Below are 26213 nucleotides of genomic sequence, written 5' to 3'. Positions count from 1 at the left end.
CTCACGGAGCGCGCCGGGATCAGGCGTGGACGGGGGTGGGTCGCAGGTCGAGTGCGCGTTCCAGTTCCGGGCTCGGGTGGACCGGCTCCGGGCCGTACCCGTTCCGTCGCGCCGACCGCTTGCGCACCGCGGGGATCCGGGTGAGCAGCCGCAGGAACCCCGGCGGGGCCACGGGCTTCCCACGTTCCCGGGCGCGGGCGGCAGTCTGCTCCACCCGGACCTGCTGGGCCTGCACGGTGACGATCGCCGACTCCCGGTCGGCCTGCACCGCGGCGAGCGCCTCGGATCCGGGAGTGCCCGCCCGCAGCGCCGGGACCAGGTGGTTGGCCGCGGCGAGCGCGTCCTGACAGGCCATGAGGATGCCGTTGCCGCCGACGGGGGAGATGACGTGTGCGGCGTCGCCGAGCATCAGCAGTCCCGGCCGGTGCCAGACCGGCACCCGTGAGATGTCGACCGACAGCAGCGTCGTCTCGTTCATATCGGTGAGCAGGTCGACACGGTCGGCCAGCCACGGCACCCGCTCGGCGACCTCGCGGCGCACGTAGTCGACGCCCGCGTCGCGCAGCGCCGGGTAGCCGCCCTTGGGCAGCGACAGCCCGACCTGCCAGCGGCCCGGCCCGCCGAGGGTTCCGACGTAGTGACGCGTGCCGAAGTAGAGGTCGACGTCGGCGTCCGGCGGGTCGTCGTCGTGGCGGGGCAGCGCGAACCACAGCAGGTCGGTGGTGGCGCCCTGCGACTCCGCCTTCGCCCCGGCGAGCGCGCGGATCCGGGAGTACCGCCCGTCCGCGGCGACGACGAGCTCGGCGTCGATCTCCTCGCCGGAGCGCAGGGTCACCCCGCGCACCGGGTCGCTGCCGAGCAGGCCGTTCACCGCCGCGCCGGTGCGCAGCTCGAACGACGGCAGTGCCTCGGCCTCGGCGGCGAGGAAGTCGAGGAACCAGGCCTGCGGCATCAGCGCGACGTAGTCGTACGGGGTGTCGAGCAACCCGTAGTCCGACGTCGTGATCAGACCCTTCGGTGTCCGGAGCCGGAACTGGCGGGCCTTGACGTGCGGCTGCTCCAGCAGCCGCTCGGCCAACCCGAGCCGGTCGAGCAGCTCCAGGGTCCAGGGGTGCAGGGAGTCGCCGCGGAAGTCACGGTCGAAGTCCTGGTGGCGCTCCGCCAGCGTCACCGGCAGCCCGGCGCGGGCCAGCAGGTACGCCAGCAGCATCCCGCCTGGGCCGCCGCCCGCGATCACGGTCCTTCCAGGTGTGCTCACGCCACCGATACTAACTCGCTGATCGAGTGTCTCGCTCGTCGAGAGAGTTGGGCCGGGCGAGCGGGCGCCGGCACAGGAACGTCCGGGCCGGTGGCGGGTTGCGCCACTCGGTGGCCGTCTCGACGACCTCGTCGAAGTGGGCGTCCAGCAGGGCCCGTAGGTCCCGGACCCGTTTCGGCAGTGCCATCCAGGTGATGATCATGCTGAGGACGCCGTCGGGCACCAGCCGGCTCGCGATCACGCCCATCACCTTCATCCGCAGGTCCTGCGGGAAGACCGCCCAGGGCAGGGTCGAGACGAACGCGTCCACCTTGTCGATGCCGGCGTCGTCGAGGATCCGGTCGAGGTCGGCGACGTCGCCCTCCACGGCCTCCAGCCACGGCTTGTGCTGCCGCAGGTGCGCGACGAGCTCGGGGTCGATCTCGATCGCGAGGTAGCGGGCATCCGGTCCCAGCCGTTCGCGGATCGGCTCGGCCAGCACGCCGGGCCCGGCGCCGAGCTCGACGACCACGCCGTTCGTGCCGTACGGGACGACCCGGGCCAGCTGCATGCAGAGCCGCCGTCCGGTGAGGAACGGGGTTGCCAGCTGGTCCATCCGGGAGAAGGACCGCTTGAGGAAGACGGTGTGGTCGGGACGCGCCATGAGGACATCGTGGCGGGTCCAGGCGCTCCGGTCATGTCCGGGCGACGCGGGTCACCGAACCGGCGCCGTACCGGCGCCCGGCCGGACGACGAAAGGGCTCGCGGGAACAATTCCCGCGAGCCCTTTCGTGATCTGTGCGCCGTCAGGGACTCGAACCCCGAACCCGCTGGTTAAGAGCCAGCTGCTCTGCCAATTGAGCTAACGGCGCGTGCAGTGATGTATCACTGTGTGGAGTTGTGGTGCGCCGTCAGGGACTCGAACCCCGAACCCGCTGGTTAAGAGCCAGCTGCTCTGCCAATTGAGCTAACGGCGCATATTCGTTTTTCTGTTCGCCGACCCCCGGGCGAGAACGATCCCGGAAAACTAGCACGATGCTTTCCGGGATCGATCGCCAGGGCTGGCAACCGGGTGAGTGACGGGACTTGAACCCGCGGCCCCCTGGACCACAACCAGGTGCTCTACCAACTGAGCTACACCCACCATGCGGCTTCCCTGGCCGTGGCCGGAAGCGCTGATACAGCATAGCCCCCGGTTCCGGACGGCTCGCGCGGGGGTTGGCTCACGCCGTCGCGCCGCCCGCTGCCTGCGGGTTCGGTGCCGCCGCGACACCGGCGACGGCGGCCGCCGCGGCCTGGGCCTGCTCCGTGCTCGGTCCGGGCGGGGCGACGAACAGCGCCGCGCGGTAGTAGGCCAGCTCCCGGATCGACTCCCGGATGTCGGCGAGCGCGCGGTGCGCCAGGCCCTTCTCCGGCTTCGCGTAGAACACCCGGGGGAACCACCGCCGCGCCAGTTCCTTCACCGAGCTGACGTCGATCATCCGGTAGTGCAGGTAGGCGTCCAGCTCCTGCATGTCCCGGGTGAGGAACCCGCGGTCGGTGGCGATGGAGTTGCCGGCCAGCGGCGCCGTGCGGGGCTCCGGGACGTACTCGCGGACGTAGTCGAGCACCATCCGTTCGGCCTCGGCGACCGTGACGGTCGCACGCCGGACCTCCTCGGTGAGCCCGGAGCGCTCGTGCATCTCGCGCACGACGTCGGGCATCCGCTCGAGAGCCCCGTCGTCACAGGCGATCACGACGTCGACACCGTCACCCAGGACATTGAGGTCACCGTCGGTGACCAGCGCCGCGATCTCGATGAGCGCGTCGGAATTCAGGTCGAGCCCGGTCATCTCGCAGTCGATCCACACCAGCCGATCGGTCATCGGTGCAGACTAGGTGACGCCGTCGCGCGTGGTGCACGCCTCGCGGGTCGCCGGGGCGCCGTCAGCACAACGAGTGCGAGATCAACTCCGGATCCCGCAGTGCCCTAGGCTGCGCGATCGTGGCCGAGAACACTCCCGCCCGTACCATCGCCGACGGATACGCCACCGACGGTGCCGCGCTGGAACTCGGCACGGTGCTCGTCGACGGGGTCTGTGATCCCGGGGCACGGATCCGCATCCCGCTCGCGACGCTCAACCGGCACGGTCTCGTCGCCGGCGCCACCGGCACCGGCAAGACGAAGACGTTGCAGGCACTCGCCGGGCAGCTGTCCGACGCGGGCGTTCCGGTGCTGCTCGCCGACGTCAAGGGCGACCTGTCCGGCATGGTGCGTCCCGGTGAGCAGAGCAAACAGGTCGACGACCGGGTCCGCGACACCGGCGACGACTGGACGCCGACGGCGTACCCGGTGCAGTTCCTGTCGCTGGGCGACGGCGGTGTCGCCGTCCCGGTCCGGGCGACGCTCACCCAGTTCGGCCCGATCCTGCTGGCGAAGGTGCTGGGGCTCAACGCCACGCAGGAGTCCACCCTCGGGCTGATCTTCCACTGGGCCGACCTGCGCGGGCTGCCGCTACTGGACACCAAGGACCTGCGCGCGGTCATCACACATCTCACCTCCGACGAGGGCAAGGCCGAGCTGAAGGGGATCGGCGGGGTCTCGCCGTCGACGGCCGGGGTCATCCTGCGGTCGCTGGTGAACCTGGAGGCCCAGGGCGGGGACACGTTCTTCGGGGAGCCGGAGTTCGACCCGGCGGACCTGATGCGTCAGATCGACGGCAAGGGCGTCGTCACGCTGCTCGAGCTCGCCGAACGCGCGGCGAACCCGGTGCTGTTCTCGACGTTCCTCATGTGGCTGCTCGCCGAGCTGTACGAGGAGCTGCCCGAAGCCGGCGACCTGGACCGGCCGAAGCTGGTCTTCTTCTTCGACGAGGCGCACCTGCTGTTCTCCGACGCGTCGAAGGCGTTCCTGGACCGCATCGAGCAGACCGTGAAGCTCATCCGGTCCAAGGGCGTCGGCGTGTTCTTCTGCACGCAGCTGCCGACCGACGTCCCGAATGAAGTCCTGTCCCAGCTCGGCGCCCGGATCCAGCACGCGCTGCGGGCCTTCACCCCGGACGACCAGAAGGCGCTGGCCCGCACGGTGAAGACCTACCCGCGCTCGGAGGTCTACGACCTGGAGTCGGCGCTGACCTCGCTGGGCACCGGCGAGGCGGTCGTGACCGTGCTGTCCGAGCGGGGCGCCCCGACGCCGGTGGCGTGGACCCGGCTGCGGGCACCGCGGTCGCTGATGGCCGCGATCGGCGACGACGCGATCCGCGAGGAGGCGGCCCGGTCGCCGCTGCAGGCGCGCTACGGCGAGATGGTCGACCGGGACTCGGCCTACGAGCGGCTGACCGGCCGGATCGCGTCCGGGCCGGGTGGCGAGGCGACACCGGTCCAGGCGCAGCCCACGCCCACGCCCGCTCCCGGCGAGGCGCCGCCCCCACCGCCGCAGCCGCAGGACTTCAGCGAGAAGGGCTGGTTCTCCAAGGTCGGCGAGTTCCTGCAGTCGCCGACCGGGCGGCAGATCACGAACACGGTGACCCGGGAGATCACCCGGAGCCTGTTCGGGACCCGTCGCCGGCGCTGACCTCGCGAAACCCGCCGACGGCGGCCGGGGTGACCTCGGCCATCAGCGCGACCGCGTCGGCGGGGGACAGGTCGAGGATCTGCACGGCGCCGGTGCCGGCCGCGGTCGTCGCCTCCAGCGTGACGACCCCGGCCCGGCGCTGGAACACGCTCTGCCGGACCCGCCAGCCGATGACGCCGTCGCGGCGCAGCGCCGACGTCGTCCGGAGCAGGGAGCCCTGGCGGGCGACGAGGTAGCGCTCGTCGAGCCGGTGCCCGAGTGCCCGGTAGCGGTCCAGCCCCAGCGGGACCGCCGCCACGAGCAGCAGCACCGCGACGGCGATCGGCCACGACGGGCCGCCCAGGTACGCGAGCACGCCCGTCGCCACCGGGAGCACCAACGCGGGCCCGACCGCGCGGACCAGGCGGCGGGTGCGCGCGACCCGTGGGTGCGCGGTGAGCGGCCCGGACGTGATGTCCGCGCCGGCCCGGGCGGCGGTCGCGGCGATGTGGTGGGCGTGGGCCCGGGGGACCGGCGGGCCGAGCGCCCCGGCGTGCGCCGCCTCGCCGTCGGCCCCGGCCAGCCCGACGGTCAGCGCCCCGGCCTGGGCACCCCGGCCGAGCGCGCGGACCAGCAGCGGCTCACTGACCGTGACCCCGCGCAGCCGCTGCTCGGAGACCGACAGCGAGCGCCGGGTGAGCAGGCCACGGCGCACCCGCAGGGTGCCGTCCGGCTCCCGGGTCAGGCGGAACCCCCACCAGCGCTCCACGAACAGCACGATCGATCCGGCCACCATCAGCACGAGCAGCACGAGCACCCCGGCCAGCACCGCGGCCCAGACCGGAGCGGTCGCGACGGCGTCCGCGCCGGGCAGGGTGCGGGGGTCGACGTCGGCCTCGTTCAGCAGGTTCCAACCGGCGCCGGCCACCGCACCGACCGCGGCCAGCGAGCTGACGGTCAGCGGGGCGTAGCGCAGCGACGCCCAGTCGATCCGGTCCAGCTCCTCGCCCGGATCGGGCTCCGCCACGGCGGTGGGCGGGGCCGTGGCACCGCCACCCGCGATGCCGGTTCCCGCGGCGTCGGTGATCGTGGGACGGGCGAGCAGCTCCCGGCGCAGGCGTTCGGCCTCGGCGGTGGTGACGGCGTCGAGATCGAGGCCGGACTCCTTGCCCGCACTCTGCCCGGACCCGACCTTGACCACGCTCACCCCGACGAGGCGGTGCAGCAGCGGCGCGGTCAGGTCGACGGTGCGGACCCGGTCGCGCGGAACCGAGCGGCGCTGGCGGAACAACAGACCGCTGTGGAGCTCAACCCGGTCGGGGGTGATCCGGTATCGGGTGGTGCGCCAGCGGATCACCCCGGCACCGACGGCGAGCACCGCGATCCCGGCCGCGATCCACACCTGCATGGTGTTGCCGCGCCCGGCGCCGAAGATCAGCAGCACGATCAGCGCCGGGGCGAGCTTGAGCAGCGCGGTCGCGGGGCCGACCACCAGCATCAGCGCGGGCAGACGCCGCCAGTCGGTGCCGTCGATGCCGCCGGGGCCGGGAGCGGCCGGTGGTGGCCAGGCCGACCCGGCCGAGCCGCCGGTCCTACCCAGGTCACCGGCCCCACCCGAGTCGTCGGCCCCGTCCGGTCCGCTCGCCCCTTCCTGTCCGCACGGGGCGGAACCACGGGTCCACGGTGGCGGGACTCCGCCGGTCCGCCGGTGTGCGGCTCCCGGGTGCGCGCCTGCCGGGACCGGGGAAGCGTCGTGGCCGGCGCCGCTCCCGCTGCCGGAACTGTGCGCACCGTCCTGCTGTTCGCCCTCCCCACCGGGGCGCCGGGGAACGGGCTCGCCGCTGCTCACGTCGCGTCCCCGGAGTACCGCCCGGTGGTCTCGGTCAGCCGCCGCGCCAGCTCGCGGGCCTCGTCGGCGTCCAGCCCGGCGATGCGGACCGGGCCGCGGGCCGACGCCGTCGTCACGGTGACGGTCGCCAGCCGCAACGCCTGCTGCAGCGGTCCGTGCTCGGTGTCGACGGTCTGCACGCGCGGGATCGGGGCGATCCGCCACTCCTGGACCAGCCACCCGGAGCGGTGGTAGACGGCCTCGTCGGTGACCTCCCAGCGGTGCAGCCGGAAGCGCAGCGAGGGGACCACCAGCGTCTCGACCAGCAGCCAGACGACGGTGAGCGTGATCGTCGCGATCAGCAACCCGTGCCACGGCGCGGCCGGCAGCAGCGCCCACCCGACACCCTGGGCGACGAGCAGGACGAGCGGGAACGGGAGCGCGCGCAGCCGCCACCACCAGATGGCACGGGGGTCGACCCGGTGGGCCGGTGGACGCAGCGGGAGCGGCAGTCCACCGGTGTCACCGTGACCGTGGGTGCCGTCGGCAGGATCGCCGGTGATAGGAGGGCCGGTGGCGGTCATGGCCCCACTCTGCCGAAGCCGCGGCATCTCCGGCACGCGGCCCCGCCGTCCGTTGCCGGGCCGTGGCCGAAAGGTGGACCCCGCAGGGCACGATGCACCGGTGTCCGAGCCCACGCCGCCGCGCGGTGTCGCCGATCTGGCGACCGACCGGCTGCTGCTGCGCCCGTGGTCGGCGGAGATCGCGGCCGCCGTCGTCGCGGGCGCCCGGCGGGACGGCTGGGCGGACGACTTCCCCGCCCACGGCGACCGCGTCGTCGCCCGGCTGCTGGCCCGCGAGCCGGGCGGCCCGGGCTGGGGCAGGCACGGACACCGGCTGCTGGTGGAACGGGCCGGCGGCCTCGTCGTCGGTGGGGCGGGGATGTTCCCGGAGGCGGGCGGTACCGGCCTGGAGATCGGCTACGGGGTCGTGCCGTCCCGGCGGGGCCGCGGCTACGCCTCCGAGGCCGCCCGCGCGCTCGTCGCACTGGCCCGCCGGGACGGGACGTCCCGGGTCGTCGCCGGTGTCGAACCCGGCAACCCGGCCTCGGCACGCGTGCTGGCCGGACTGGGGATGCGTCACACCGGGACGGTCGACGGCGAGGAGCGGTACGCGCTCGTCGTAGGGTCGTGGGCGTGACCCGACCCCGACTGGTCGCCCTGGACATCGACGGCACGATCGTGCACGGCAGGCGACCCCCGAGTCCGGCCGTGCTCGACGCGATCACCGCCGCCACCGAGCACGCCGAGGTGATGCTGTGCACCGGGCGCACCGTCCTGGGTGCCGGCACCGCCCTCGACCATCTCGGGCTGGCCGGGGGCGTCACGCTGACCTCGAACGGCGCCGTCGAGATGGACACCGCGTCGCGCACCGTCCTGTCGGTGGCCCGGTTCGACATCTCGGCGGGGCTCGCCCGGCTGCGTGAGGTGTTCCCCGGTGCGGTGTTCGGCACCGAGCACGTCGGCGTCGGGCAGCGGGTCAGCGCGCCGTTCCCGGACGGGATCCTCGCGGGCACCGTGACCGAGGTCGGGCTGGACGGCCTGCTCGGCGAACCCACGCCCAAGCTGATCATGTACTGGCCGGGGCGGACACCGGCCGAGACCGCCGAGCGTGCCACGGAGCTGGAGATCGACGACGCCACCATGACCCTCGACCACGAGCTGCCGTGGGTGACGCTGGTGCCGGTCGGGGTGTCGAAGGCGTCCGGGCTGGCCCGGGTGGCGCAGCGGCTCGGCATCGACCGGTCCGAGGTGCTCGCCGTCGGCGACGGCGACAACGACCGCGAGATGCTGCGCTGGGCCGGGCACGGCGTGGCGATGGGCCAGGCCCCGCCCGAGGTGCACGCGGACGCCGACGAGACCACCGCGCCCGTCACCGAGGACGGCCTGGCCGACCTGCTGCGTCGCTGGTTCTAGCCGGTGGGAGGGGTACCGGCTACCCGTGCCACTCGACCGGGAGGCCCGCGACCAGCGGGGTGGCGGACTCCAGCACCGCCCCGCAGGACGGCGGCCGCGGCGGGAGCCCGGTGTCGGCCCGGACCTCGACCGTCCACCCCCGGCCGCCACGGGACCGCACGCGCACGGTGTCCACGTCCGTGGGGCCGCCGCGCCGCAGGGGTGCGTCCACCTGCAGCGCCGAGGCGTCGCCGATCCCGGTGTGCTCACGCACCGCGAGCTCGGCGACCTGCTGCACAGGATCGAGCCCGGCGTGCCCGCGGCACGACCACGGGTCGACGTTCCGGCCGGCGGCGGCCTTGAGCGCGGCCAGGGCGCTGCCGGTGTCGAGCCGGCCGTAGGCGTAGCCGGTCGGCAGCACGAGCGCGGTCGGGGCGAACCGGTGCCCGCCGAGGTGGCTGCACTCCCACACGTCGGCGCCCTCGGTGGTCAGGTCCGCGGCCAGCGCCCGGCCGCGCACGGCGCAGCAGACGTCGCGCCTGCCGTGCGCGCACACCAGCATCACCGGATCGGTGAGCGGCTCGCCGGCGTCCGGGTCGAACGTGATCGACGCGAGGTCCTCGGTGCCGCGGACGGTCCGGGACGTGACCCGGGACGCGCCCGGGGCGAGGTCGGCGATGAAGACGGTGCGGGCTCCGTCGCAGTCCCGCCCGGTGCGCCCGGACCGGCGGATCAGCAGCAGCAGGACGTCGTCGCGGCGCAGCCGGCCGAACAGCTCCGCGATGTCGGGGTCGGGGTGGTCGGCGACGGTCCGCGGCCAGGCGCCGACGTGCTCGACCGCGACCAGTTTCCGGACCGCCGGAGCGGTACCCGCGAGCGGCTCCCCGGCGACCTCGCTGAGCGTGGCGCAGCCGACGCGCAGGGGTGCTGCCGTGGCCGTGCGGCCGTCGAGGACAGCGGGAACCGTCATCTGCCCAGTGTAGGCAAGGTTGCCCTTAGTTCAACCCGAAACCCCTGTTCGGGTTCAGGTCCGCCCGGGAAGTGCGGCCCGGAGCACCTTTCCGGTCTGGTTGCGTGGCAGTTCGTCGACGAAGTGCACGTCCCGGGGGACGGCGAACTTCGCCAGATCGGACCGCACCCGGTCGCGGATCGTGTCCGCGGTGAGGTCCGCCCCGGGCTCGAGGACGACCCAGGCGGCGAGGCGCTGGCCGTAGTCGTCGTCGGCGACACCGAGCACGCAGGCCTCGCGGACCCCGGTCAGCCCGGAGACCAGCTCCTCGACGGGGCCCGGGTGCACGTTCTCCCCACCGGAGACGATCATGTCGTCGGCCCGGCCGGTGAGGAACAGTCGGCCCTGGTCGTCGAGGTGCCCGACGTCGCCGGTGCCCAGCAGGCCGTCGCGCTCCTCGAGATCGGTCTCGCCGCCGGTGTACCCGTCGAACGGCAGGTCGTTGCCGACGAACACCCGGCCCTCGACGCCGGGTGCCGCCGGCTCGTCGTTCTCGTCCAGGATCACCAGGGTGGTCCCGGCCGGCGCGCGGCCGGCGGTGCCCGGGGCGTCGCGCAGATCCTCCGGGCCGGCGATCGACACCCAGGAGACCTCGGTCGATCCGTAGAGGTTGTAGAGGCAGTCGCCGAAGCGGTCCATGAAGGCGCGGGCCTGGCCGGCGGGCAGTGCCGAACCGGAGACGGCGACGATCCGCGGTGCGTCGTCGGTCCGCCAGTCGTCGGCGCCCGACTCCAGGATCCGCTGCAGCATCACGGGGACGGCGAACACCGTGGTGCAGCGGCGCTCGGCGACGGCGTCCAGCAGTCCGTCGGGGGTGAACTTGCGGCGCAGCACGACGGTCGCTCCGTGCAGCGCCGCGAGCAGCAGCCCGGCGTTGCCCCAGGTGTGGAACAGCGGAGCCGCGATGTGGATCGGCTCGGCGGCGCGCAGCGGGATCGCGGACAGGATCGACGCCGCCGGCGCGAGGGTGGACGGGTGCGGCCGCTTGGCCCCCTTCGGGGTGCCGGTGGTGCCGGAGGTCAGCACGATCTGCTTGGAGTGCGGCGGCCGGAACGGCAGCTCGCCGGGGCCACCGCGGCCGGTCATGACCTCCAGGTCGTCCAGCACCCGGTCGGCCACGGGACGCGGCCCGTCCGGTGTGGACGTCAGTACGAGCCGCGGGCCCTCCGGCACGAGCTCGCGGAACTCCGGGTCGGCGACGACCGTGTGCAGCTGCTGCTGGGACCCGACGCCGCGCAGCTGCTCGGCGGACAGGCCGGTGTTGATCAGGACGACGTCGGCGCCCGCCTTCCCGGCGGCGATCATCACCTCGATCGGGGCCACGGAGTTGCGGCAGAGGATGCCGACCGGTGCACCCGGCCCGGCTCCCGAGTCGAGCAGTGCCAGCGCGAGCCGGTCGGTGCGCTCGTCGAGCTCGGCGTAGGTGGTGACCCCGTCGTCGTCGACCACGGCCAACCGGTAGGGGTGCCGCGCGGCGCCGACCGAGTAGGCCGCGGCGATGCTGTGGCCGTACCGCACCAGCGCGCGGCCCATGCCGTAGAGCCTGCCCGGGCCGAGCGGTCGCACCACGCCGGAGCGGGTCAGCGCGACCGCCGCGCGAGCCGTGCCGCTACCCAGCTCGTACGCCGCGCGTGCGGTGCCGGACAGGTTCTGGAGCAGCGGGTGGGCGGCCATGCGCCGCAGTCTCGCAGGGCTCCGCGAGCCGCTGCAGGGCGCGTCGCGGTGACGTGTGTCCGAGCTCACCGGGCGCATCCGTCATGTTTCGGAGAGTGATGACGATGGTGGAAAGGGTGGCCCACAGGCCGCCGCACCCACCACCACACCGTCGGGGATCCTGATGCGCCTGTACCTGCCTGCCCACACGTCCGCCTCCGGCCGCACGCTCGTCCGTGCCGGACGCCCGTCCCGGACCGCGCCCCGCTTCGGCGGCCTCGCCGGTGTCTGCCGGTGCGGCGCCACCCGTCCGGCCGACTCCCACGCCCAGCCGTGGCGGGACTGCCCGTCCTGCGCTCCGCGGCCGGCCCGCGCCTGACGCCGTGGCCGGGAACCGGACCGCCCGGCGGGGAGGGGGACCCGTCGGCCGGCCCGGTCCGGTGCCGTCCGCGGGCATGCGGTGCAGGCACTCCGGTCGACGTCACGCGGTCGGCGGGCGCGGTGCTCCGTCGCGGATCGTTCCACGCTCGCCGAGGTGACGGTGACCCGGTCGAAGGGTACCCTCACCGCGGATCCGGCTCGTCAGCGTGCCCGCCAGTACCCCGTCGCATAGACGGCGCGCCGGTCGAATCCGCGCTCGTTCAGCAGGTGCGCACGCAGCTCCTTGACCGCCGCCGACTCGCCGGAGAGCCAGGCCTGGCCACGCCCGTCCGGCAGCCCGGCCGCCCGCACCGCGGCGACCATCGGCTCCCCGGCGGGGGCGTCCCCGCGGTGCACCCACGCGACGCTCGCGTTCCCGGGCAGGTCCTGCTCCTCGGCGGCGCCGGCGACCTCGACGATCGCCTGCACCGGTACGTCCGGACGCTCCGCCGCGAGGGTCTCGAGCACCGTCGCGACGGCGGGCAGGGCGGACTCGTCGCCGATCACCAGCTGGAACGACGCCGTCGTGTCCGGCTCCCAGCGCCCGCCCGGTTCGGACACCCCGACCCAGTGCCCTGGTTCCGCCGCGGCCGCCCACGCCGCGGCCGGGCCGTACCCGGCGTGCACGACGAAGTCGACGTCCAGCTCGCCGTGCTCGCCGGTGCCGGGAGCGAACCGGCGGACGGTGTAGGTCCGGATCACCGGGCGAGCCTCGCCCGCCGGCCACACCGGCCCGCCGGTGGAGGCCCGCGGGATCGCCGGGCGGTCCTGCCCCTCGACCGGGAAGAACATCTTGATCCGGCGGTCCGGGCCGTGACCGGGGAACCCGGCGAGCTCCTCGCCGGTCAGGGTCACCCGGATCATGCCGGGCGTGACCCGCTCGGTGCGGGTCACCTGCAGCAGGCGGGGCGCGGTCGTGCTCATGACCGCCCAGTCTCCCGGACGGCGCTCACTGCCTCCCGCGGAGTCCCGCGAGCCCGGTCCAGGCGACCTCCATGAGGTAGTCGGTGGCCTGCTCGGCGGTGACGCGCTCGTCCTGGCCGCGCCACACCGCGAGCCGCTCCCCGGCACCGACGATCACCTGGGCCCAGCCGGTCAACCGCTCCGGCGCGGTCCCCGGCACCTGGGCCGAGAGCAGGCCGGCGATGAAGTCGGTCTGCTGTGCGCGGATCTCCTCCAGCGCGTCGGCGGCCACCCCGGCCTCGGAGCAGAACAGCTGCCAGGCCGGTGCACGGCGGTCCAGGTACTCGAAGAAGGCGAGCGTGCCGCCCCGCAGCATCGACTCCGGGTCGTGCGCGGCGGCCGCGGCCTCGGTGATGACCTCCAGCAGTTCGGCCCGGGCCCGCGCGATCGCGGCGAGCAGCAGGCCCTCCTTGGAGCCGAAGTGGGTGTAGAGCACCGGCTTGGTGACGCCCACCCGTTCTGCGACGGTGTCCATCGAGGTGTTGGCGTATCCGCGCTCACCGAACACGGCGACGGCGGCGTCCACGATCTGGCGCTCCCGTTCGGCGCGCGGCACGCGGCGCCGGGGGCCGGGAACGGTCTGCGTGGTCACGGACGGGACCTTACCGGGAGTAGGTTACCGGCGGTAGGTATCCGCACCCGACGGGTCGGCCCGGCCGCACACGCACTCGTCGCCTAACTTCAGCGGGGTGGACGGCTCGCTCTGCACCTATGCACTCCCCATGACCACCCGCTTCCGCCGGATCACCGTCCGCGAAGGCATGTTGCTGCCCGGTGCGGCCGGGTGGGGCGAGTTCTGCCCGTTCGCCGAGTACGACGACCGCGAAGCCGTCGCCTGGCTCGCCGCAGCCCGGGAGGCGGCGGAGATCGGCTGGCCCGAACCCGTGCGCGACCGGGTCCCGGTGAACTGCATCGTCCCGGCCGTCGGGCCCGAGCACGCCCAGCGGATCGTGCGGGCCTCCGGCTGCACCACGGCGAAGGTCAAGGTCGCCGAACCGGGTGGGCGGCCCGGCGACGACGAGGAGCGGGTCGTCGCCGTGCGGGACGCGCTGGGCCCGGCCGGGAAGGTCCGCGTGGACGCCAACGGAGCCTGGTCCGCCGACGACGCGGTCGCCGCGATCGCCACGCTGTCGGAGGCCGCCGGTGGGCTCGAGTACGTCGAGCAGCCGTGCGCGTCGGTCGAGGACCTGGCGCGGGTGCGGCGCGCGGTGGACGTGCCGATCGCCGCCGACGAGTCGATCCGGCGCGCCGAGGACCCGATGCGGGTGGTCCGCGCCGAGGCGGCCGACATCGTGGTGCTCAAGGTGTCGCCGCTCGGCGGGGTGCGGCGGGCGCTGCGGATCGCGCAGGAGTGCGGGCTGCCGGTGGTCGTGTCGTCGGCGGTGGAGACGAGCGTCGGGCTGGCCGCCGGGCTCGCGCTGGCCGGGGCGTTGCCCGAGCTGCACCACGCCTGCGGGCTGGGGACGGCATCGCTGCTGGCCGCGGACGTGGTCGCCCACGACGCCCGGCTCGTCCCGTCCGGCGGGAGCCTGCCGGTCCCGCGGCGGGCCCCGGAACCGGTGCGGCGCGGCGAGAACGGCGCGGAGCCCGAGCGGGACGCCTGGTGGCGGGCCCGCTACGAGCGCGTCGCCGCGCTCGCCGACGCCGTCAGTACTGGTTGACCGCCGCGTCCTGATCGAGCGCATCGTCGATCTCCCGGGCCGGCCCGGGAAGCTGGAACTGCCCCTTCACCAGCGTCCCGGCGCTGGGCACCGAGCTCCTGTCCGGCCAGGTCGCCGCGTCCCACAGCGCGGAGCGCAGCAACGCCTTCGCGCAGTGCAGGTACAGCTCGTCGATCTCGACGACGATCGCCAGCTCCGGCGTCGAGCCCCGAACCGTGAGCCGCTCGGCGAACTCCGGGTGGTGCACGATCCGGGCCCGGCCGTTGATCCGCACGGTCTCGTTCGAGCCCGGGACCATGACCATCATCCCGACCCGCGGATCGTGCAGGATGTTGCGCAGCGAGTCCAGCTTCCGGTTGCCCTTGCGGTCGGCGAAGGCGATCGACCGGCCCTCGTCGAGCACGAGGATGCAGCCGGCGGCGTCCCCGCGCGGGGAGACGTCGACGCCGTCCGGCCCGGTCGTGGCCAGCAGCAGGAACGGTGAGGCGGCCAGGAACTCGGCCGTCACCGGATCAACCCGGTCGCGGGCCTTGTCCCGGATCACGGGGGAGACCTCCCCGATGATCTCGCGCAGCCGGGTCTCGTCGGTGATGCGTTCCATGTACCCCCCTGGATTCAGGTCACCCTAACGTGAACCGGTACTACTCTCGGCAGCCGTGGGTGTGATCGTGGTCGGGGCCGGCATCGCCGGCGTGACCTGTGCCGCGGAGCTGGCCGCGCGCGGCGTCGGCGTGCGGGTGTACGAGCGGGACCGTGGCACGGGTGGCCGGCTCGCGGTGCACCGGCGCGGGGACCGGCCCGCCGACATCGGCGCCGCCTACTTCACCGTGTCCGACGACGCGTTCGCCGCACGCGTCCGGGACTGGCGGGACGCGGGGCTGGTCCGCGAGTGGACCGACACCCTCGCGGTGTTCGACGCGGCCGGGCGCCGCGACGACGCGCCCGGGCCGATGCGGTGGGCCGCACCCGGTGGATTGCGTTCGCTGGTCACCGCGTCCGCGCGGAACCTGAGCGTGCACACCGGACGCGCGGTCGAGGCCGTCCGCCCCGGACCGGGCGGCCGGCCGGTGGTGGACGGCGAGGCGTGCGACGCCGTCGTCCTCGCGATGCCGGACCCGCTGGCGGCCCTGCTGCTGGACCCGGACACCACGGCCGGTGCCGCCGTCGCCGGGCGGGACTGGGAGCCGGTGCTGTCGCTGACCCTCGGCTTCGCCCGGCGCGACTGGCCCGCACTGCCCGCCGCGTTCGTCAACGACCATCCCGTGCTGTCGCTGGTCGCCGACGACGGGGACCGCCGCGGAGACGGCGCGCCGGTGCTCGTCGCGCACTCCACCGCCGATCTCGCGCGCGCCCACGACGCCGATCCTCGGGGCGCCGTGCCGGAGATGGTCCGCGCGGTCCGGGAGCTGCTCGGCATCGGCGCGCAGCCGGAGTGGACCCACCTGCACCCGTGGCCGCACGCCGCACCCGCCGCGCAGCGCGACGCTCCGTTCCACCTCGACGACGACGGCATCGGCCTCGCCGGGGACGGCTGGGGCCGCGCCCGGGTGCAGACCGCCTGGCTGTCCGGCCTGCGGCTGGGGCGCGAGCTCGCCACCCGCCTCGGGCGCGGGGCCTGGTGAGGAGGGGCGCGCCGGGTGGGTGATCACGCGTTCAGGAGTGCAGCGCACGGCACGCGTTCGCCACACTCCACAACGGTCGATCACCGCCCACGGTCTGGTCCGGTGACGGAGCGCGGGCCTACCGTCGCGGGCATGACCGAACGCGCATCCGAGACCACCGGTGAGCTGATCGACGGGACGGCTGTCGTCGTCGAACCGGAGGGACGGCCGTTCGGGGACTCGACCGCCCGGGCCGAGCTCGACGGCGCGGACCCCGACGCGACCGGCCGGGCGCTGCTCGCCGAGCTGTCCGCCGGGCTGGGCGCCGGGAGCGTCCTCACCGACCCGGACACCGTGCGCCCCTACGTGCACGACGAGGCGGAGTGGGCCGGGTACGGCACCCCGCTGTGCGTGGTGCGCGCCCGCAGCACCGCCGATGTCGCCGCCACCGTCGCCGCGTGCGCGCGGGCACGGGTGCCGGTCGTCCCGCGCGGGGCGGGCACGGGACTGTCCGGCGGGGCCAACGCCGTCGACGGCTGCGTGCTGCTCTCGCTCGAGCGGATGACCGCGATCCGGGAGATCTCGCCGGGGGAGCGGCTCGCCGTCGTCGAACCCGGGGTGGTCAACGACGACCTCCGCGCGGCCTGCGCCGAGCGCGGGCTCTGGTACCCGCCGGACCCGGCGTCCGCGCCCTGGTCGACGATCGGCGGCAACGTCGCCACCAATGCCGGCGGGCTGTGCTGCGTCAAGTACGGCGTCACCCGCGACTACGTGCTCGCGCTCGAGGTCGTCACCGCGACCGGTGAGGTGGTGCGGGTCGGGCGGCGCACGGCGAAGGGCGTCGTCGGCTACGACCTCGTCGGGCTGCTGGTGGGATCAGAGGGGACGCTCGGCGTCATCACCGAGATCACGGTGAAGCTCCGACCGGCCCGTCCGGCAGCACCGCGCACCGTCGTCGGGTTCTTCGACTCGCTGGCGGACTGCGGTGCCGCGGTCGCCGCCGTCACCGAGCAGGGACTGCAGCCCGCGGTGTTCGAGCTGGTCGACCGGGAGGTGCTGGGCGCGGTCAACGCCTGGCGCAACGCCGGGCTCCCGGAGAACGCGGCGGCGCTGCTGCTCGCCCAGACCGACCTGCCCGAGCCGGCCGCGCAGGCCGAGGCCGACGCGATACTCGCCGCCTTCGATGAGCACGGCGCGACCGAGACGATGGCCTCCACCGACGAGACCGAGGCCGAGGCGCTGTTCGCCGCGCGCCGGATGGCCTACCCGGCGCTCGAACAGCTCGGGATGGGCATGCTGACCGAGGACGTGTGCGTCCCCCTGCCGCGGATGGCGGAGATGCTGGCCCGGATCGAGGAGATCGGCCGTCGCCGCGACGTCCGGATCGCGACCGTCGCGCACGCCGGCGACGGCAACCTGCACCCGCTGATGCTCACCCCGCACGGCGACGCCGCGGCGCGGGACCGGACGAAGGCCGCGTTCGACGAGATCATCGCCACCGCCGTCGACCTCGGAGGGACCGTCACCGGCGAGCACGGCGTCGGGCTGCTCAAACGCGACGGCATGGAACGTGAGCTCGGCCCCGAGGTGCTCGCCCTGCAGCGTGCGGTGAAGGCCGCGCTCGACCCGGACGGGATCCTCAACCCGGGCAAGGCGGTGTAGTCGCCGTAGTCGCCCGGATGGAGCCGCGTGGACGGCCGGGACAGTGGGAATCCCGTCCCATGAGCGCCGATCCGAGCCCGCCCGCGCCCACCGCTCCCACCCCGGATCAGGAGCCACCCGGCTCGCTGACCTACAGCGGCCCCGCCCACACGGGGGCGCCGAGGCTGTCCGATGTGGCCGGTGCGGACGGCGTCCGGCCGGTCACCGAGGCCGAGGTCCGCGAGCACGAGCGCTTCGACACCGCTGACCTGCGGCTGCGCTCCGCCGGCATCGAGCTGGCGGTCGAACGGGTGACGCCGGACCGGGCGTCGGGGGCCCCGGAGACCGCGTCGTGGGTGCTGCGGCTCCCGGACGGCGATCCCGGCGAGGAGCTGCGGGTGGCGCTGCCCGGCGGCGAGGTCGAGGGCGTCGACCCGCATGCCGTCCCGGACCAGTTCGACGCGCTGCTGGGGCGGATCCGCGGGGACGCCGAGCTGCGCCCGGTCGGTCTGGTGCACGTCGTCCGATCGGTGACGAGCCTGCACGACGACGCCGGCCGCGAGCTCGCGGTGCTGCAGCGAGACCAGGTCCAGGCCTCGACGCTCGGGGACTCGACGACCGTCGAGAGCTGGAGCGAGGCCGTCGTCCGGCCCGGGACCGCGGGCACCGAGGTGCTCCAGCAGATCGACGAGGCCCTGCGCGACACCGGTCTCGGCCGTGGCCCGGTCGGCTCCGGCGCCCGGCTCGCCGCGCTGCTCGCCGACGTGGAGCCCACCGAACCGCCCCGCCATCGGGGGCGCAAGGGCAGCGCGGGGCGGCTGCTGCTCGACTACGTCGCCCGCCACGTCGACACCCTCACCGCGTGGGAACGTGACCTGCGCGCCGACCGGCCCGACGCGGTGCACCAGATGCGGGTCACCGCCCGGCGGATCCGCAGCGCGCTCCGCACCTACGGCGGGCTGCTGGAGGGGCCGCGGCCCGCACACCTGGTCGCCGAGCTGCGCTGGCTGGGCCGCGCACTGGCCGGCGAGCGCGACGCCGAGGTGCAGGAGGAACGGCTCACCGCGCAGCTGGCCGCACTGGAGCCGGAGCTGCTGCTCGGTCCGGTGCAGGCCGCCGTCACCCGGCACTTCGCCCGCACCCGCGCGGAGACCGGCGCCGTGGTGACCGATGTCGTCGACGGCGAGCGGTACGCCGCGCTGCAGGGGGCGCTGCGCCGGCTGCTGGCGGACCCGCCGCTGTCCTCACGCGCCGGGAAGCCTGCCCCGGCGGTGCTGCCGCGGATGGTCGGGCGGACCGCCCGGAAGCTGGAGCGGCGCATGGAGCGCGCGCTCGCCGATCTCGACAACGGCGAACAGGCGCCCACCTCGATGCACGACGCCCGCAAGACCGGCAAGCAGCTGCGCTACGCCACCGAGGTCGCCCGCCCGGCCGTCGGCGCCGACGCCCGCGGGTTCGCGAAGCAGCTCAAGAAGGTGCAGAGCATCCTCGGCGACCACCAGGACGCCGTCGTCGCCCGGGAGACGCTGCGGACCCTCGGTGCCCGCGCCGGGGCCGAGGACGGCAACGGATTCAGCTTCGGCGTGCTGCACGGCCGCGACACCGCCACGATGCTCGAGCTGGAGCGCCGGCTGCCCGAGGTGTGGGAACGGGTGTGGACGAAGAAGTCGCGGAAGTGGATGCGGGGCTAACCTGCCCGATGTGAGCAGAGCGGACGCCCGGGACGCCGTCACCGATCTGCGCCGGATCGCGTTCCTTCTGGAACGGGCGCACGAGTCGACCTACCGGGTCCGGGCGTTCCGCACCGCGGCCGCCGCGCTGCGCGGCCGGGGCGCCGAGGAGCTGGCGCGACTGCACGCCGCGGGGTCGCTCACCGACCTGCGCGGCGTTGGTGAGGTGACGGCGCGGTGCATCGGCGAGTCGCTGGCCGGCGAGGAACCGGTCTACCTGCGGCGCCTGGAGGACGCCGTCGCGCGGGCCGACGCCGACGGGATCCCGCTCGCCGACGCCGCGATACGGCTGCGGGAGTCGCTGCGCGGCGACTGCCACAGCCACACCGACGCCTCCGACGGCGGCTCCCCGCTGTCCGAGATGGCGGAGACGGCGATCGGGCTCGGGCACGACTACCTCGTCGTGACCGACCACTCGCCTCGGCTCACGGTCGCCAACGGCCTGTCCGCCGACCGGCTGCGCCGCCAGATCGAGCAGGTCGCCCAGCTGAACGAGCGGATCGCGGCGGCCGGCTCCGGCTTCCGGGTGCTCACCGGGATCGAGGTCGACATCCTCGACGACGGTGCCCTCGACCAGGACGCGGACCTGCTCGCCGAGCTCGATCTCGTCGTCGCCAGCGTCCACTCCAAGCTCCGGATGCCGCGCGACGAGATGACCGAGCGGATGCTGACCGCCGTCGCGAACCCGCACGTCGACGTCCTCGGGCACTGCACCGGCCGGATGGGCTCCGGCCGCCGCAAGCGACCGGAGTCCGAGTTCGACGCCCAGGCGGTGTTCGACGCCTGCGCCGGGCACGGTGTCGCCGTGGAGATCAACTCTCGGCCGGAACGGCTGGACCCGCCCAAGCGGTTGCTGCGCCTGGCCGTCGAGGCGGGCTGCGAGTTCACGATCGACACCGACGCGCACGCGCCCGGGCAGCTCGACTGGCTCGACCACGGCTGCGCCCGGGCGGTCGCGTGCGCGGTGCCGCCGGAGCGGATCCGCAACACCCGCGACGCGGCCTCGCTGCTGACCGCCGGGTCGTGACCGGGTCCCGCACTGCGCACCCCGGCACTGCGCACCCCGGCACTGCACACCTCGGCACGGCGCGCCCCGGGCTTCGCACCCCGGCACTGCGCCCCCGGGCACTTCGCACCCTGCGAGTCGCCCTCGCACCGACCGCACCCGGTGCGCGATCCCCGCCGGGGTGCCGGACCCCGGTCCGGAATGCGCTGCTCGCCAACGCGCGGCAGCGTGAGGCGCACACTTCCGCCCGTGCGGGGGCAGAACCGTGCTGATCACTGGTGGGCGCCTCGTTGAGGTGCACGTTCTCGCCCTGATGGGGGTGGGATCGTGCTGATCGGTTCCCCGGGCACCGATCAGCGCAGCTCGAAGTCTTCGAAGGCGAAGCCCGGTGAGACCACGCAGGTGACCAGGACGGGCTCGTCACCGAGCGGGTGGGCGCGCTGCCAGACGTCGGCCGGGACCTCCCACTGCGGCAGCGCCGGCGCGCCGGGACCCGCCGAGATCCCCGGGCCCCCGGACGCCGGTGCGCTCCGGTCGGGCGTATCCGAGGCCGGAGCCGGTGCACCGAGCCGCAGCACGGTCTCCGCACCGGGGGCGTCGCCGTCCCCACCGAGCACGAGTTCCGCCTCCCCGCTGTGCCGGCACCACAACTCCGCCGAGCGGACCCGGTGCCAGCGACCCGGGGCGTCGAGCAGGTAGAGGATCGCCGTCGCGGACGGGCGTGTCCCGTGCGCCGTCTCGACGCTGACCGGTGATGTCCAGGTGCGGCGGTACCAGCCGCCCTCCGGGTGCGGCGAGAGGTCGAGTGCGGCAGCGAGGTCAGGACGCGACACGCCACCACTCTGGCAGGCCGGTCCGGCACCGAGGCGTGGCCGTGACGTTCGGTGAGAGCAGCGCGGGATCTGATCACGTTCCGTCGACCTGGTCGGTGATCACCCCTGATCGAGGGCGCCTCGGTCGGGTGTTTCCGCTGGCGCTGCTCACCGAGCGCTCGTCTGATGGGACTGTCGGTGAAACAGGGACGGGAGTGACTCACGGTGCGTACGAGGATCAGTGCCCGGCGGAACGCGGTGGCCGTGCTGGCCGCACTCACTGCGGCCCTGGCGGTGTCGGCGACGACCGTGACCGCTCCCACCGCGCTCGCCTCGGCGAACGCGCCGACCGCGGCCGCCACCGGACCCGCACCCGGGCAACCGGCCCCACCGGGCCAGCCGGCGCCACCGGGCCAATCGGTCCCGCCGGCCCAGCCGGCCCCGCCGCCCCAGCGGCCCGAGCCGGCCCAGCCGGCCGAACCGGCCCCATCGGCGTCGCCGTGCACCCGGACCGCGGCGGCAACCCACGACTGGGGCGAGCCCGACCGGCGCTCCGCGTTCGACGGCGACGCGGTCCCACCGGACTGGCACCCCTACGGCCCCGAGCCGGGCCACGCCAAGAAGGGGATCCGCACCCCGGAGGCGGTGACCGTCGCCGACGGAGCCATGACGATCCGGGGCGACCAGGACGGCACCACCGGCGCGGTGAGCTGGCACCCCGGTCAGAAGTACGGGCGCTGGGAGGCCTGCGTGCGGTCGGAGGAGGCCTCCGGCGGGCTCAACGCGTTGCTGCTGCTCTGGCCGGTGGCCGAGGACTTCCCGGTCGGTGGCGAGATCGACTGGATGGAGGTCCTGTCCGACGACCGGTCCGAGACGTCGTTCTTCCTGCACTACGGACCGGACAACGACCAGGACTACGGCTCCGTGCAGCACGACTCGACCCGGTGGTCGGCGTACGCACTGGAGTGGACGCCGGAGAAGATGACCGCCTACGTCGACGGTGAACCCTGGTACACGAACACCGAGACCGACCACTTCCCGCCGCGGCCGATGAACATGACCATGCAGCTCGACTACTTCGGCGACGCCGGCGGCCCGACCGCGATGCACATGGACTCGGCGAGCCAGTGGGCGCTGCCCGAGAGCGAGCCGGCGACGCTCAGCCTGCCGCCGGGCGCCGCCGCGACCGGGCAGCCGCGCGACTTCCCGGAGCGCGCACCGCGCGAGCTGACCCCGGCCGAGCAGCAGGCGCAGGACCGGCTGCCGACCGGATCGTGAGCGCCGGTCAGCCCGTCGCGGCCAGCTCGGCCCGGGTCGGCGGGTTCGCCCCGTGGCGCGAGCAGGTGATCGCCGCCGCGGTGACGGCCTCGGCGAGCACGCCGTCGAGGGACGCGCGGTCGATCCGGTACAGGTCGTCGCGGGCGAGGGCGCCGAGCAGGCCGCGCCGGTGCAGCCCCGCGAGCATCGCCGCGGAGAAGCTGTCCCCGGCACCGACGGTGTCCACCACGTCGATCTCCCTGCCCGGGAGCACGCTGTGCAGGCCGGACGCGGTGCCGGCCAGCACGCCGTCCGCCCCGAGCGTCACGACGACCACGGCCGGGCCCAGCTCCAGCCACTCGCCCACGATGTCGCCGGGCTTGCGGCCGGGGTGCAGCCAGGCCAGGTCCTCCTCGCTGACCTTCACCACGTCGGCCATCCCGAGGAGCTCGTGCACGCCGGGGAGCACCTCGTCCGGGCCGTCCATCAGCAGCGGCCGGAAGTTCGGGTCGTAGCTGACCGTGGCGGTGTCCACGGCGGTGGCCAGCAGCTCGCGCAGCGCCTCGTGCCCGGGCGGGGTGGTCAGCGCGAGCGAGCCGGAGTGGACGGCGACGACGGGGCCTGCCGGGCCGTCGTCGAGGGCCCCGGCGAGCTCGTCGTCGGTCCACTGCCAGTCCGCGGTGCCGGCGATCCGGAAGTCGTAGGACGCCTGACCGTCGGCGGCGATCTCGACGATCGCCAGCGAGGACGGCTCGTCGGCCTCGACCGCGTGCGAGAGGTCGACGCCGTTCGCGGCCAGGTGCTCGCGCAGCTTCCGGCCGAGCAGGTCGTCGGCCAGCCGGGCCAGCATCCGGGCCGGGACCTCCAGCCGGGAGAGCCCGACCGCGACGTTCGCGGGGCTGCCGCCGGGGGCCAGCTCCCAGTACCCCGGTGCCGGGGCGGGGACGATGTCGACCAGGGCCTCTCCGGCGACGGCGACCACTCCGCGTGGCGGGCGTCCGGCAGCTGTCTCGGGCATGGAGGCACTGTAGTCACGGCGCGTCCCCGGTCCCGCCGTCGGCGGATCACGATCGGAGCCCGACCGCCGGGCCGGAGTCGTCGGCGGCACGTGGTAGTCATGTCCGGTGGCCCGGAAGATCCCGGTCGTGGTGCTGGCCGGATTCCTCGGAGCCGGCAAGACGACCCTGCTGAACCACCTGCTCGTCGCCGGTGGGGACGCGCGCATCGGCGTGGTCGTCAACGACTTCGGCTCGGTCGGCATCGACGCGATGCGCCTGGCAGGGCAGGCCGGTGGGGTCGTCGGACTCGGCAACGGCTGCCTGTGCTGCGAGGTCGGCGAGGGCGGTGTGGCGGAGGTCCTGGAGACCCTGACCCGCCGCCGCGACGAGATCGACGTGATCGTCATCGAGGCCAGCGGGATCGCCGACCCCGGCACGCTGGTCCAGCTGGTGCTCGACGGGCTGGGGCAGGACCTGAGCTTCGGCGGGCTGGTGGAGGTGGTCGACGCCGCCGAGTTCGAGACGACCCGCAGGCAGCATCCGCAGCTCGACAAACACGTCGGACTGGCCGACCTGGTCGTCCTGAACAAGATCGACCGGGTCGGGACGGGCACGCTCTGGCGGGTCCGGCGGCTCTGCCGCGAGACCAACCCGCGGGCGCCGATCGTCCCGGTCCGGGACGGCGCGGTCGACCCGGCCCTGCTGTTCGACATCCAGATCGTGCCCGGGCGTCAGCTGATGCTCGGGGAGCAGGTACCGGACGGTCCCGGCGGCGGCCACGACACCCACCTGCACGCCGGCTACCAGAGCGTGACCTTCCTCTGCGACGAGCCGCTCGACGCCGCCCGCCTGCAGGGCCTGCTCGACGCCCGCCCGTCCGGGCTGTACCGGATCAAGGGGTCGGTGCGGTTCGCCGCGGCGCCGTCACACGAGCGGTGGGACCTGCACACCGTCGGCCGGTACGTCCGGTTCCGCCGGGCCCGGTGGGATGCCGGTGAACCCCGCCGCACCACCCTGGTCCTGATCGGGACCGGCCTCGACGAGGCCGCCCTGGAACGGTCCCTGCGCGCCTGCGTCGCGGGCGACGACGACCGCCGCGACGCCGACGCGCTCCTCCCGGTCGCCCGGTACGCGGTCTGACCCGTGCCCCCGGCCCCCGGTCAGACCGAGGTGAGGTCCGGGCCGGTGGCCGGTTCGGCGAGCGCGAGCACGGCCTCGGCGGCCCATTCCTCGCCGGTACCGACGGCGGCCCACAGCAGTCCGCCGAGGGTGCGGCCCGGATCGACCCGCCCGGCCTGCCAGGACCGGCTCGCGGCGAGCCGCTCGGCGCGGGCGCACAGCTGCCACGTCGCCGACGACGGGTCGGTGACGTCGACGGCGAACCGGGTGTGTCCGAAGCGTCCGCGGTAGGCCCGCACCGGGTCGGTGACCGCGTGGATCACCGAGAGGACCGCGATCGCGACGGCGCACGCCACGATGACCGCGAGGAGGAAGACGACCAGCACCCAGCCCCAGCTTCCGTTACCCACAGTGATCGCGGTGACGGCGGCGCCGAGGACGGCCGTCGCGGTCATCGCACCCGCCGGGAGGCGGGTGTAGACGAGATCCCCGGCGTCGTCGATCACATAACTGGTGTCGGCGATCAGGGCGGGGTCGTGCACGCGGTAGCCGCGCGTCGTGTGGACGAGGGTGGGGAGCCGCCCGGTGGAGGTGCCGGTCGTGACGTCGGTCATGGTCGTGCTCGATCTGTGAGAAATCTGCTGTTCGCGGCCCACCGGATGGCCGTCGCACCTGGTCATCGCCCAGGATGCCGGTCGGCGTTACAAGTTCGCGAGGTCGCTGCGGCGCGTCACCCGTGTGCGCTTGGTCACGGGGTGATCGACGATCACCGGTCGCTTCCCCCGGGCGGCCACGCGTCGCCCCACGCGGCGTCGCGAGCGGGGCGGTAGAGATCTTTGCGACTGCGCGGTACGGGTTCCTCACGCAGCGTCCCGTCCTCCGAGCACACACGGAGGGTGACGAGTCCCTTGCGGGTCTGCGGGTGCCGGACGATCCGCCCCGGCGCCTGCTCCGCCCGGCCGCGGACGGCGACGACGTAGGAGAACTTCTCGTCCTCGTGACCGAGCGTGCCCTCCTTGAGAGTCCGGTGCCGGGAGCTGCGGTTCACCCGTACGGCGAAGTGGCACCAGTCGTCGCCGGTCACCGGACAGGTGCCGTCGTGCGGGCAGGGGGCGGCGACCGTGAACCCGGCGGCGACGAGCCGGGAACGGGCGGCGAGCACCCGGGCGTACCCGGCGGGCGTCCCCGGTTCGACGACGACCACCGTCCGGGCCGTGCGGGCGGCGGCGTCGACCAGCCTGTCCCGGACCGGCTCGGGCAGCTCACCGAGCAGGTAACAAGCGGTGACCAGGTCCGCATCCGGCAGCTCGGTACCGGTGCCGAGCACGGCGGCCTCCCAGCGTGCCGTCCGCACCGCGGGCGCCGACGCGGCCCCGGCGAGCCTGCGGCCCAGCGCGCGCGCCGGAGCCGCGGCCTCCAGCACCGTGGCCCGGCGCAGCGACGGCCACACCTGCGCCGCCGCCCAGACCGCCGCGCCGGTTCCGCCGCCCAGATCGAGCTGGACGGCCGGATCGGGCACCCGCCCGGCGGCCCGCTCCAGGGCGTCGAGCACGGCGGCGTGCGTGGCCGGCATGCGGTAGGCGGCGTACGCGGCGGCGTCGTCGTCGCTGCGCAGGATCGGGGCGGTGGGCACCGAGCCGCTGCGGTAGTCGCGGATCAGCCGCTCCACCACCGGGGCGAGCCGGCCGGCCGGGACCGGGCCCAGGGCGTCGTCCAGGGCGGCGGCGAGGTCGGCCGCGAGGTCGGTGTCCGGGGCGCTCACGTCCGACATCCCACCAGGTGCCCGTGCCG

Annotated in this window: 24 protein-coding genes and 3 tRNA genes; 10 read left to right on the top strand and 17 right to left on the bottom strand. The window is 74.6% G+C overall.

All coding sequences use genetic code 11. The annotated features are described in order from the left end of the window. Window positions 1-19 precede the first annotated feature (19 nt). The 6 genes from JOF36_RS29880 to orn form a co-directional block, all read right to left on the bottom strand. Window positions 20-1210 carry an FAD-dependent oxidoreductase gene (locus JOF36_RS29880; protein WP_245352816.1) on the bottom strand — a complete coding sequence of 397 codons (1191 nt, stop codon included), beginning with the start codon at window positions 1208-1210 and terminating at the stop codon, window positions 20-22. Window positions 1211-1268: 58 nt separating this feature from the next. Beyond that, complete coding sequence (locus tag JOF36_RS29875; RefSeq protein WP_210033520.1) at window positions 1269-1901, bottom strand: class I SAM-dependent methyltransferase; 633 nt, start codon at window positions 1899-1901, stop codon at window positions 1269-1271. A gap of 135 nt (window positions 1902-2036) precedes the next feature. Continuing rightward, a tRNA-Lys gene (locus JOF36_RS29870) sits at window positions 2037-2109 on the bottom strand. A 29-nt stretch (window positions 2110-2138) separates the two neighbouring features. Continuing rightward, a tRNA-Lys gene (locus JOF36_RS29865) sits at window positions 2139-2214 on the bottom strand. A gap of 94 nt (window positions 2215-2308) precedes the next feature. Next, window positions 2309-2381 (bottom strand) — tRNA-His (locus JOF36_RS29860). A gap of 79 nt (window positions 2382-2460) precedes the next feature. After that, window positions 2461-3102, bottom strand: a complete 642-nt coding sequence (orn, locus tag JOF36_RS29855) for an oligoribonuclease (RefSeq protein ID WP_210033518.1) — start codon at window positions 3100-3102, stop codon at window positions 2461-2463. Window positions 3103-3221: 119 nt separating this feature from the next. Between orn and JOF36_RS29850 the strand changes: the two genes are divergently transcribed. After that, a complete protein-coding gene (locus JOF36_RS29850) occupies window positions 3222-4790 on the top strand; it encodes a helicase HerA-like domain-containing protein (RefSeq protein ID WP_307862658.1) in 1569 nt (522 codons plus the stop codon). Here JOF36_RS29850 and JOF36_RS29845 read toward each other — a convergent pair. Together JOF36_RS29845 and JOF36_RS29840 are read right to left on the bottom strand one after the other, a co-directional pair. Next, on the bottom strand, window positions 4753-6618 hold the full coding sequence (locus JOF36_RS29845) for a PH domain-containing protein (RefSeq protein WP_210033516.1): 1866 nt from the start codon (window positions 6616-6618) through the stop codon (window positions 4753-4755). The genes JOF36_RS29850 and JOF36_RS29845 overlap by 38 nt on opposite strands. Beyond that, window positions 6615-7181 carry a PH domain-containing protein gene (locus tag JOF36_RS29840; RefSeq protein WP_210033513.1) on the bottom strand — a complete coding sequence of 189 codons (567 nt, stop codon included), beginning with the start codon at window positions 7179-7181 and terminating at the stop codon, window positions 6615-6617. Before JOF36_RS29840 ends, JOF36_RS29845 begins: the two co-directional genes overlap by 4 nt. A 100-nt stretch (window positions 7182-7281) precedes the next feature. Here JOF36_RS29840 and JOF36_RS29835 point away from each other — a divergent pair, with 100 nt between their 5' ends. Together JOF36_RS29835 and JOF36_RS29830 are read left to right on the top strand one after the other, a co-directional pair. Beyond that, window positions 7282-7797, top strand: a complete 516-nt coding sequence (locus tag JOF36_RS29835; RefSeq protein ID WP_307862657.1) for a GNAT family N-acetyltransferase — start codon at window positions 7282-7284, stop codon at window positions 7795-7797. Continuing rightward, window positions 7794-8573 carry an HAD family hydrolase gene (locus tag JOF36_RS29830; RefSeq protein WP_210033509.1) on the top strand — a complete coding sequence of 260 codons (780 nt, stop codon included), beginning with the start codon at window positions 7794-7796 and terminating at the stop codon, window positions 8571-8573. Before JOF36_RS29835 ends, JOF36_RS29830 begins: the two co-directional genes overlap by 4 nt. 19 nt (window positions 8574-8592) lie before the next feature. Here JOF36_RS29830 and JOF36_RS29825 read toward each other — a convergent pair whose 3' ends face one another. The 4 genes from JOF36_RS29825 to JOF36_RS29810 form a co-directional block, all read right to left on the bottom strand. Continuing rightward, window positions 8593-9522, bottom strand: a complete 930-nt coding sequence (locus JOF36_RS29825; protein WP_210033507.1) for a sucrase ferredoxin — start codon at window positions 9520-9522, stop codon at window positions 8593-8595. Window positions 9523-9576: 54 nt separating this feature from the next. Further along, a complete protein-coding gene (locus JOF36_RS29820; RefSeq protein WP_210033505.1) occupies window positions 9577-11235 on the bottom strand; it encodes an AMP-binding protein in 1659 nt (552 codons plus the stop codon). Between the two features lie 561 nt (window positions 11236-11796). After that, a complete protein-coding gene (locus JOF36_RS29815; RefSeq protein WP_210033503.1) occupies window positions 11797-12558 on the bottom strand; it encodes a siderophore-interacting protein in 762 nt (253 codons plus the stop codon). Window positions 12559-12583: 25 nt separating this feature from the next. Continuing rightward, complete coding sequence (locus JOF36_RS29810; RefSeq protein ID WP_307862656.1) at window positions 12584-13189, bottom strand: TetR/AcrR family transcriptional regulator; 606 nt, start codon at window positions 13187-13189, stop codon at window positions 12584-12586. A gap of 97 nt (window positions 13190-13286) precedes the next feature. Between JOF36_RS29810 and JOF36_RS29805 the strand changes: the two genes are divergently transcribed. Further along, on the top strand, window positions 13287-14258 hold the full coding sequence (locus tag JOF36_RS29805; protein WP_210033501.1) for an o-succinylbenzoate synthase: 972 nt from the start codon (window positions 13287-13289) through the stop codon (window positions 14256-14258). Here JOF36_RS29805 and JOF36_RS29800 read toward each other — a convergent pair. Continuing rightward, a complete protein-coding gene (locus tag JOF36_RS29800; RefSeq protein WP_210033499.1) occupies window positions 14245-14859 on the bottom strand; it encodes an MSMEG_1061 family FMN-dependent PPOX-type flavoprotein in 615 nt (204 codons plus the stop codon). The genes JOF36_RS29805 and JOF36_RS29800 overlap by 14 nt on opposite strands. Window positions 14860-14914: 55 nt before the next feature. On the opposite strand from JOF36_RS29800, the gene JOF36_RS29795 reads away from it, so the two are divergent. The 4 genes from JOF36_RS29795 (at window position 14915) to JOF36_RS29780 (ending at window position 20257) form a co-directional block, all read left to right on the top strand. Continuing rightward, a complete protein-coding gene (locus JOF36_RS29795) occupies window positions 14915-15880 on the top strand; it encodes an NAD(P)/FAD-dependent oxidoreductase (protein WP_210033490.1) in 966 nt (321 codons plus the stop codon). Between the two features lie 132 nt (window positions 15881-16012). Next, on the top strand, window positions 16013-17521 hold the full coding sequence (locus tag JOF36_RS29790; RefSeq protein ID WP_245351028.1) for an FAD-binding oxidoreductase: 1509 nt from the start codon (window positions 16013-16015) through the stop codon (window positions 17519-17521). Between the two features lie 59 nt (window positions 17522-17580). Further along, window positions 17581-19191 carry a CYTH and CHAD domain-containing protein gene (locus JOF36_RS29785; RefSeq protein WP_210033475.1) on the top strand — a complete coding sequence of 537 codons (1611 nt, stop codon included), beginning with the start codon at window positions 17581-17583 and terminating at the stop codon, window positions 19189-19191. A gap of 10 nt (window positions 19192-19201) precedes the next feature. Next, window positions 19202-20257, top strand: coding sequence for a PHP domain-containing protein (locus JOF36_RS29780; protein WP_210033474.1), 1056 nt, complete (start codon window positions 19202-19204; stop codon window positions 20255-20257). Between the two features lie 332 nt (window positions 20258-20589). On the opposite strand, the gene JOF36_RS29775 is transcribed toward JOF36_RS29780, so the two are convergent. Then, window positions 20590-21069, bottom strand: a complete 480-nt coding sequence (locus JOF36_RS29775; protein ID WP_210033472.1) for a cupin domain-containing protein — start codon at window positions 21067-21069, stop codon at window positions 20590-20592. Between the two features lie 204 nt (window positions 21070-21273). Between JOF36_RS29775 and JOF36_RS40405 the strand changes: the two genes are divergently transcribed. Continuing rightward, a complete protein-coding gene (locus JOF36_RS40405) occupies window positions 21274-22326 on the top strand; it encodes a glycoside hydrolase family 16 protein (protein WP_210033471.1) in 1053 nt (350 codons plus the stop codon). Window positions 22327-22333: 7 nt separating this feature from the next. Here the strand turns inward: JOF36_RS40405 and JOF36_RS29765 are convergent, their stop codons facing one another. After that, window positions 22334-23323: a carbohydrate kinase family protein gene (locus JOF36_RS29765; protein WP_245351027.1), complete on the bottom strand. Its 990-nt coding sequence runs from the start codon at window positions 23321-23323 to the stop codon at window positions 22334-22336. 106 nt (window positions 23324-23429) lie between these two features. On the opposite strand from JOF36_RS29765, the gene JOF36_RS29760 reads away from it, so the two are divergent. Continuing rightward, entirely contained in the window at window positions 23430-24443 is a 1014-nt protein-coding gene (locus JOF36_RS29760; protein ID WP_210033470.1) for a CobW family GTP-binding protein, read from the top strand. 20 nt (window positions 24444-24463) lie between these two features. Here JOF36_RS29760 and JOF36_RS29755 read toward each other — a convergent pair whose 3' ends face one another. Then, entirely contained in the window at window positions 24464-25036 is a 573-nt protein-coding gene (locus JOF36_RS29755) for a hypothetical protein (RefSeq protein ID WP_210033469.1), read from the bottom strand. Between the two features lie 152 nt (window positions 25037-25188). Then, window positions 25189-26184: a small ribosomal subunit Rsm22 family protein gene (locus JOF36_RS29750; RefSeq protein ID WP_307862655.1), complete on the bottom strand. Its 996-nt coding sequence runs from the start codon at window positions 26182-26184 to the stop codon at window positions 25189-25191. Window positions 26185-26213: the final 29 nt, after the last annotated feature.

Origin of the sequence: Pseudonocardia parietis (assembly GCF_017876315.1) — a bacterium.
Classification (GTDB): Bacteria; Actinomycetota; Actinomycetes; order Mycobacteriales; family Pseudonocardiaceae; genus Pseudonocardia; species Pseudonocardia parietis.
Note: the sequence above shows the minus strand (reverse complement) of the source record. Positions and strands in the feature narration are given on the sequence as shown.

What these genes read in the sequence shown, in the direction of transcription:
- JOF36_RS29840 (WP_210033513.1), bottom strand. Translation starts at nt 7,181, where the DNA reads ATGACCGCCACCGGCCCTCCTATCACCGGCGATCCTGCCGACGGCACC.
- JOF36_RS29785 (WP_210033475.1), top strand. Translation starts at nt 17,581, where the DNA reads ATGAGCGCCGATCCGAGCCCGCCCGCGCCCACCGCTCCCACCCCGGAT.
- JOF36_RS29755 (WP_210033469.1), bottom strand. Translation starts at nt 25,036, where the DNA reads ATGACCGACGTCACGACCGGCACCTCCACCGGGCGGCTCCCCACCCTC.
- orn (WP_210033518.1), bottom strand. Translation starts at nt 3,102, where the DNA reads ATGACCGATCGGCTGGTGTGGATCGACTGCGAGATGACCGGGCTCGAC.
- JOF36_RS29820 (WP_210033505.1), bottom strand. Translation starts at nt 11,235, where the DNA reads ATGGCCGCCCACCCGCTGCTCCAGAACCTGTCCGGCACCGCACGCGCG.
- JOF36_RS29765 (WP_245351027.1), bottom strand. Translation starts at nt 23,323, where the DNA reads ATGCCCGAGACAGCTGCCGGACGCCCGCCACGCGGAGTGGTCGCCGTC.
- JOF36_RS29815 (WP_210033503.1), bottom strand. Translation starts at nt 12,558, where the DNA reads ATGAGCACGACCGCGCCCCGCCTGCTGCAGGTGACCCGCACCGAGCGG.
- JOF36_RS29825 (WP_210033507.1), bottom strand. Translation starts at nt 9,522, where the DNA reads ATGACGGTTCCCGCTGTCCTCGACGGCCGCACGGCCACGGCAGCACCC.
- JOF36_RS29790 (WP_245351028.1), top strand. Translation starts at nt 16,013, where the DNA reads ATGACCGAACGCGCATCCGAGACCACCGGTGAGCTGATCGACGGGACG.
- JOF36_RS29800 (WP_210033499.1), bottom strand. Translation starts at nt 14,859, where the DNA reads ATGGAACGCATCACCGACGAGACCCGGCTGCGCGAGATCATCGGGGAG.
- JOF36_RS29875 (WP_210033520.1), bottom strand. Translation starts at nt 1,901, where the DNA reads ATGGCGCGTCCCGACCACACCGTCTTCCTCAAGCGGTCCTTCTCCCGG.
- JOF36_RS29880 (WP_245352816.1), bottom strand. Translation starts at nt 1,210, where the DNA reads ATGCTGCTGGCGTACCTGCTGGCCCGCGCCGGGCTGCCGGTGACGCTG.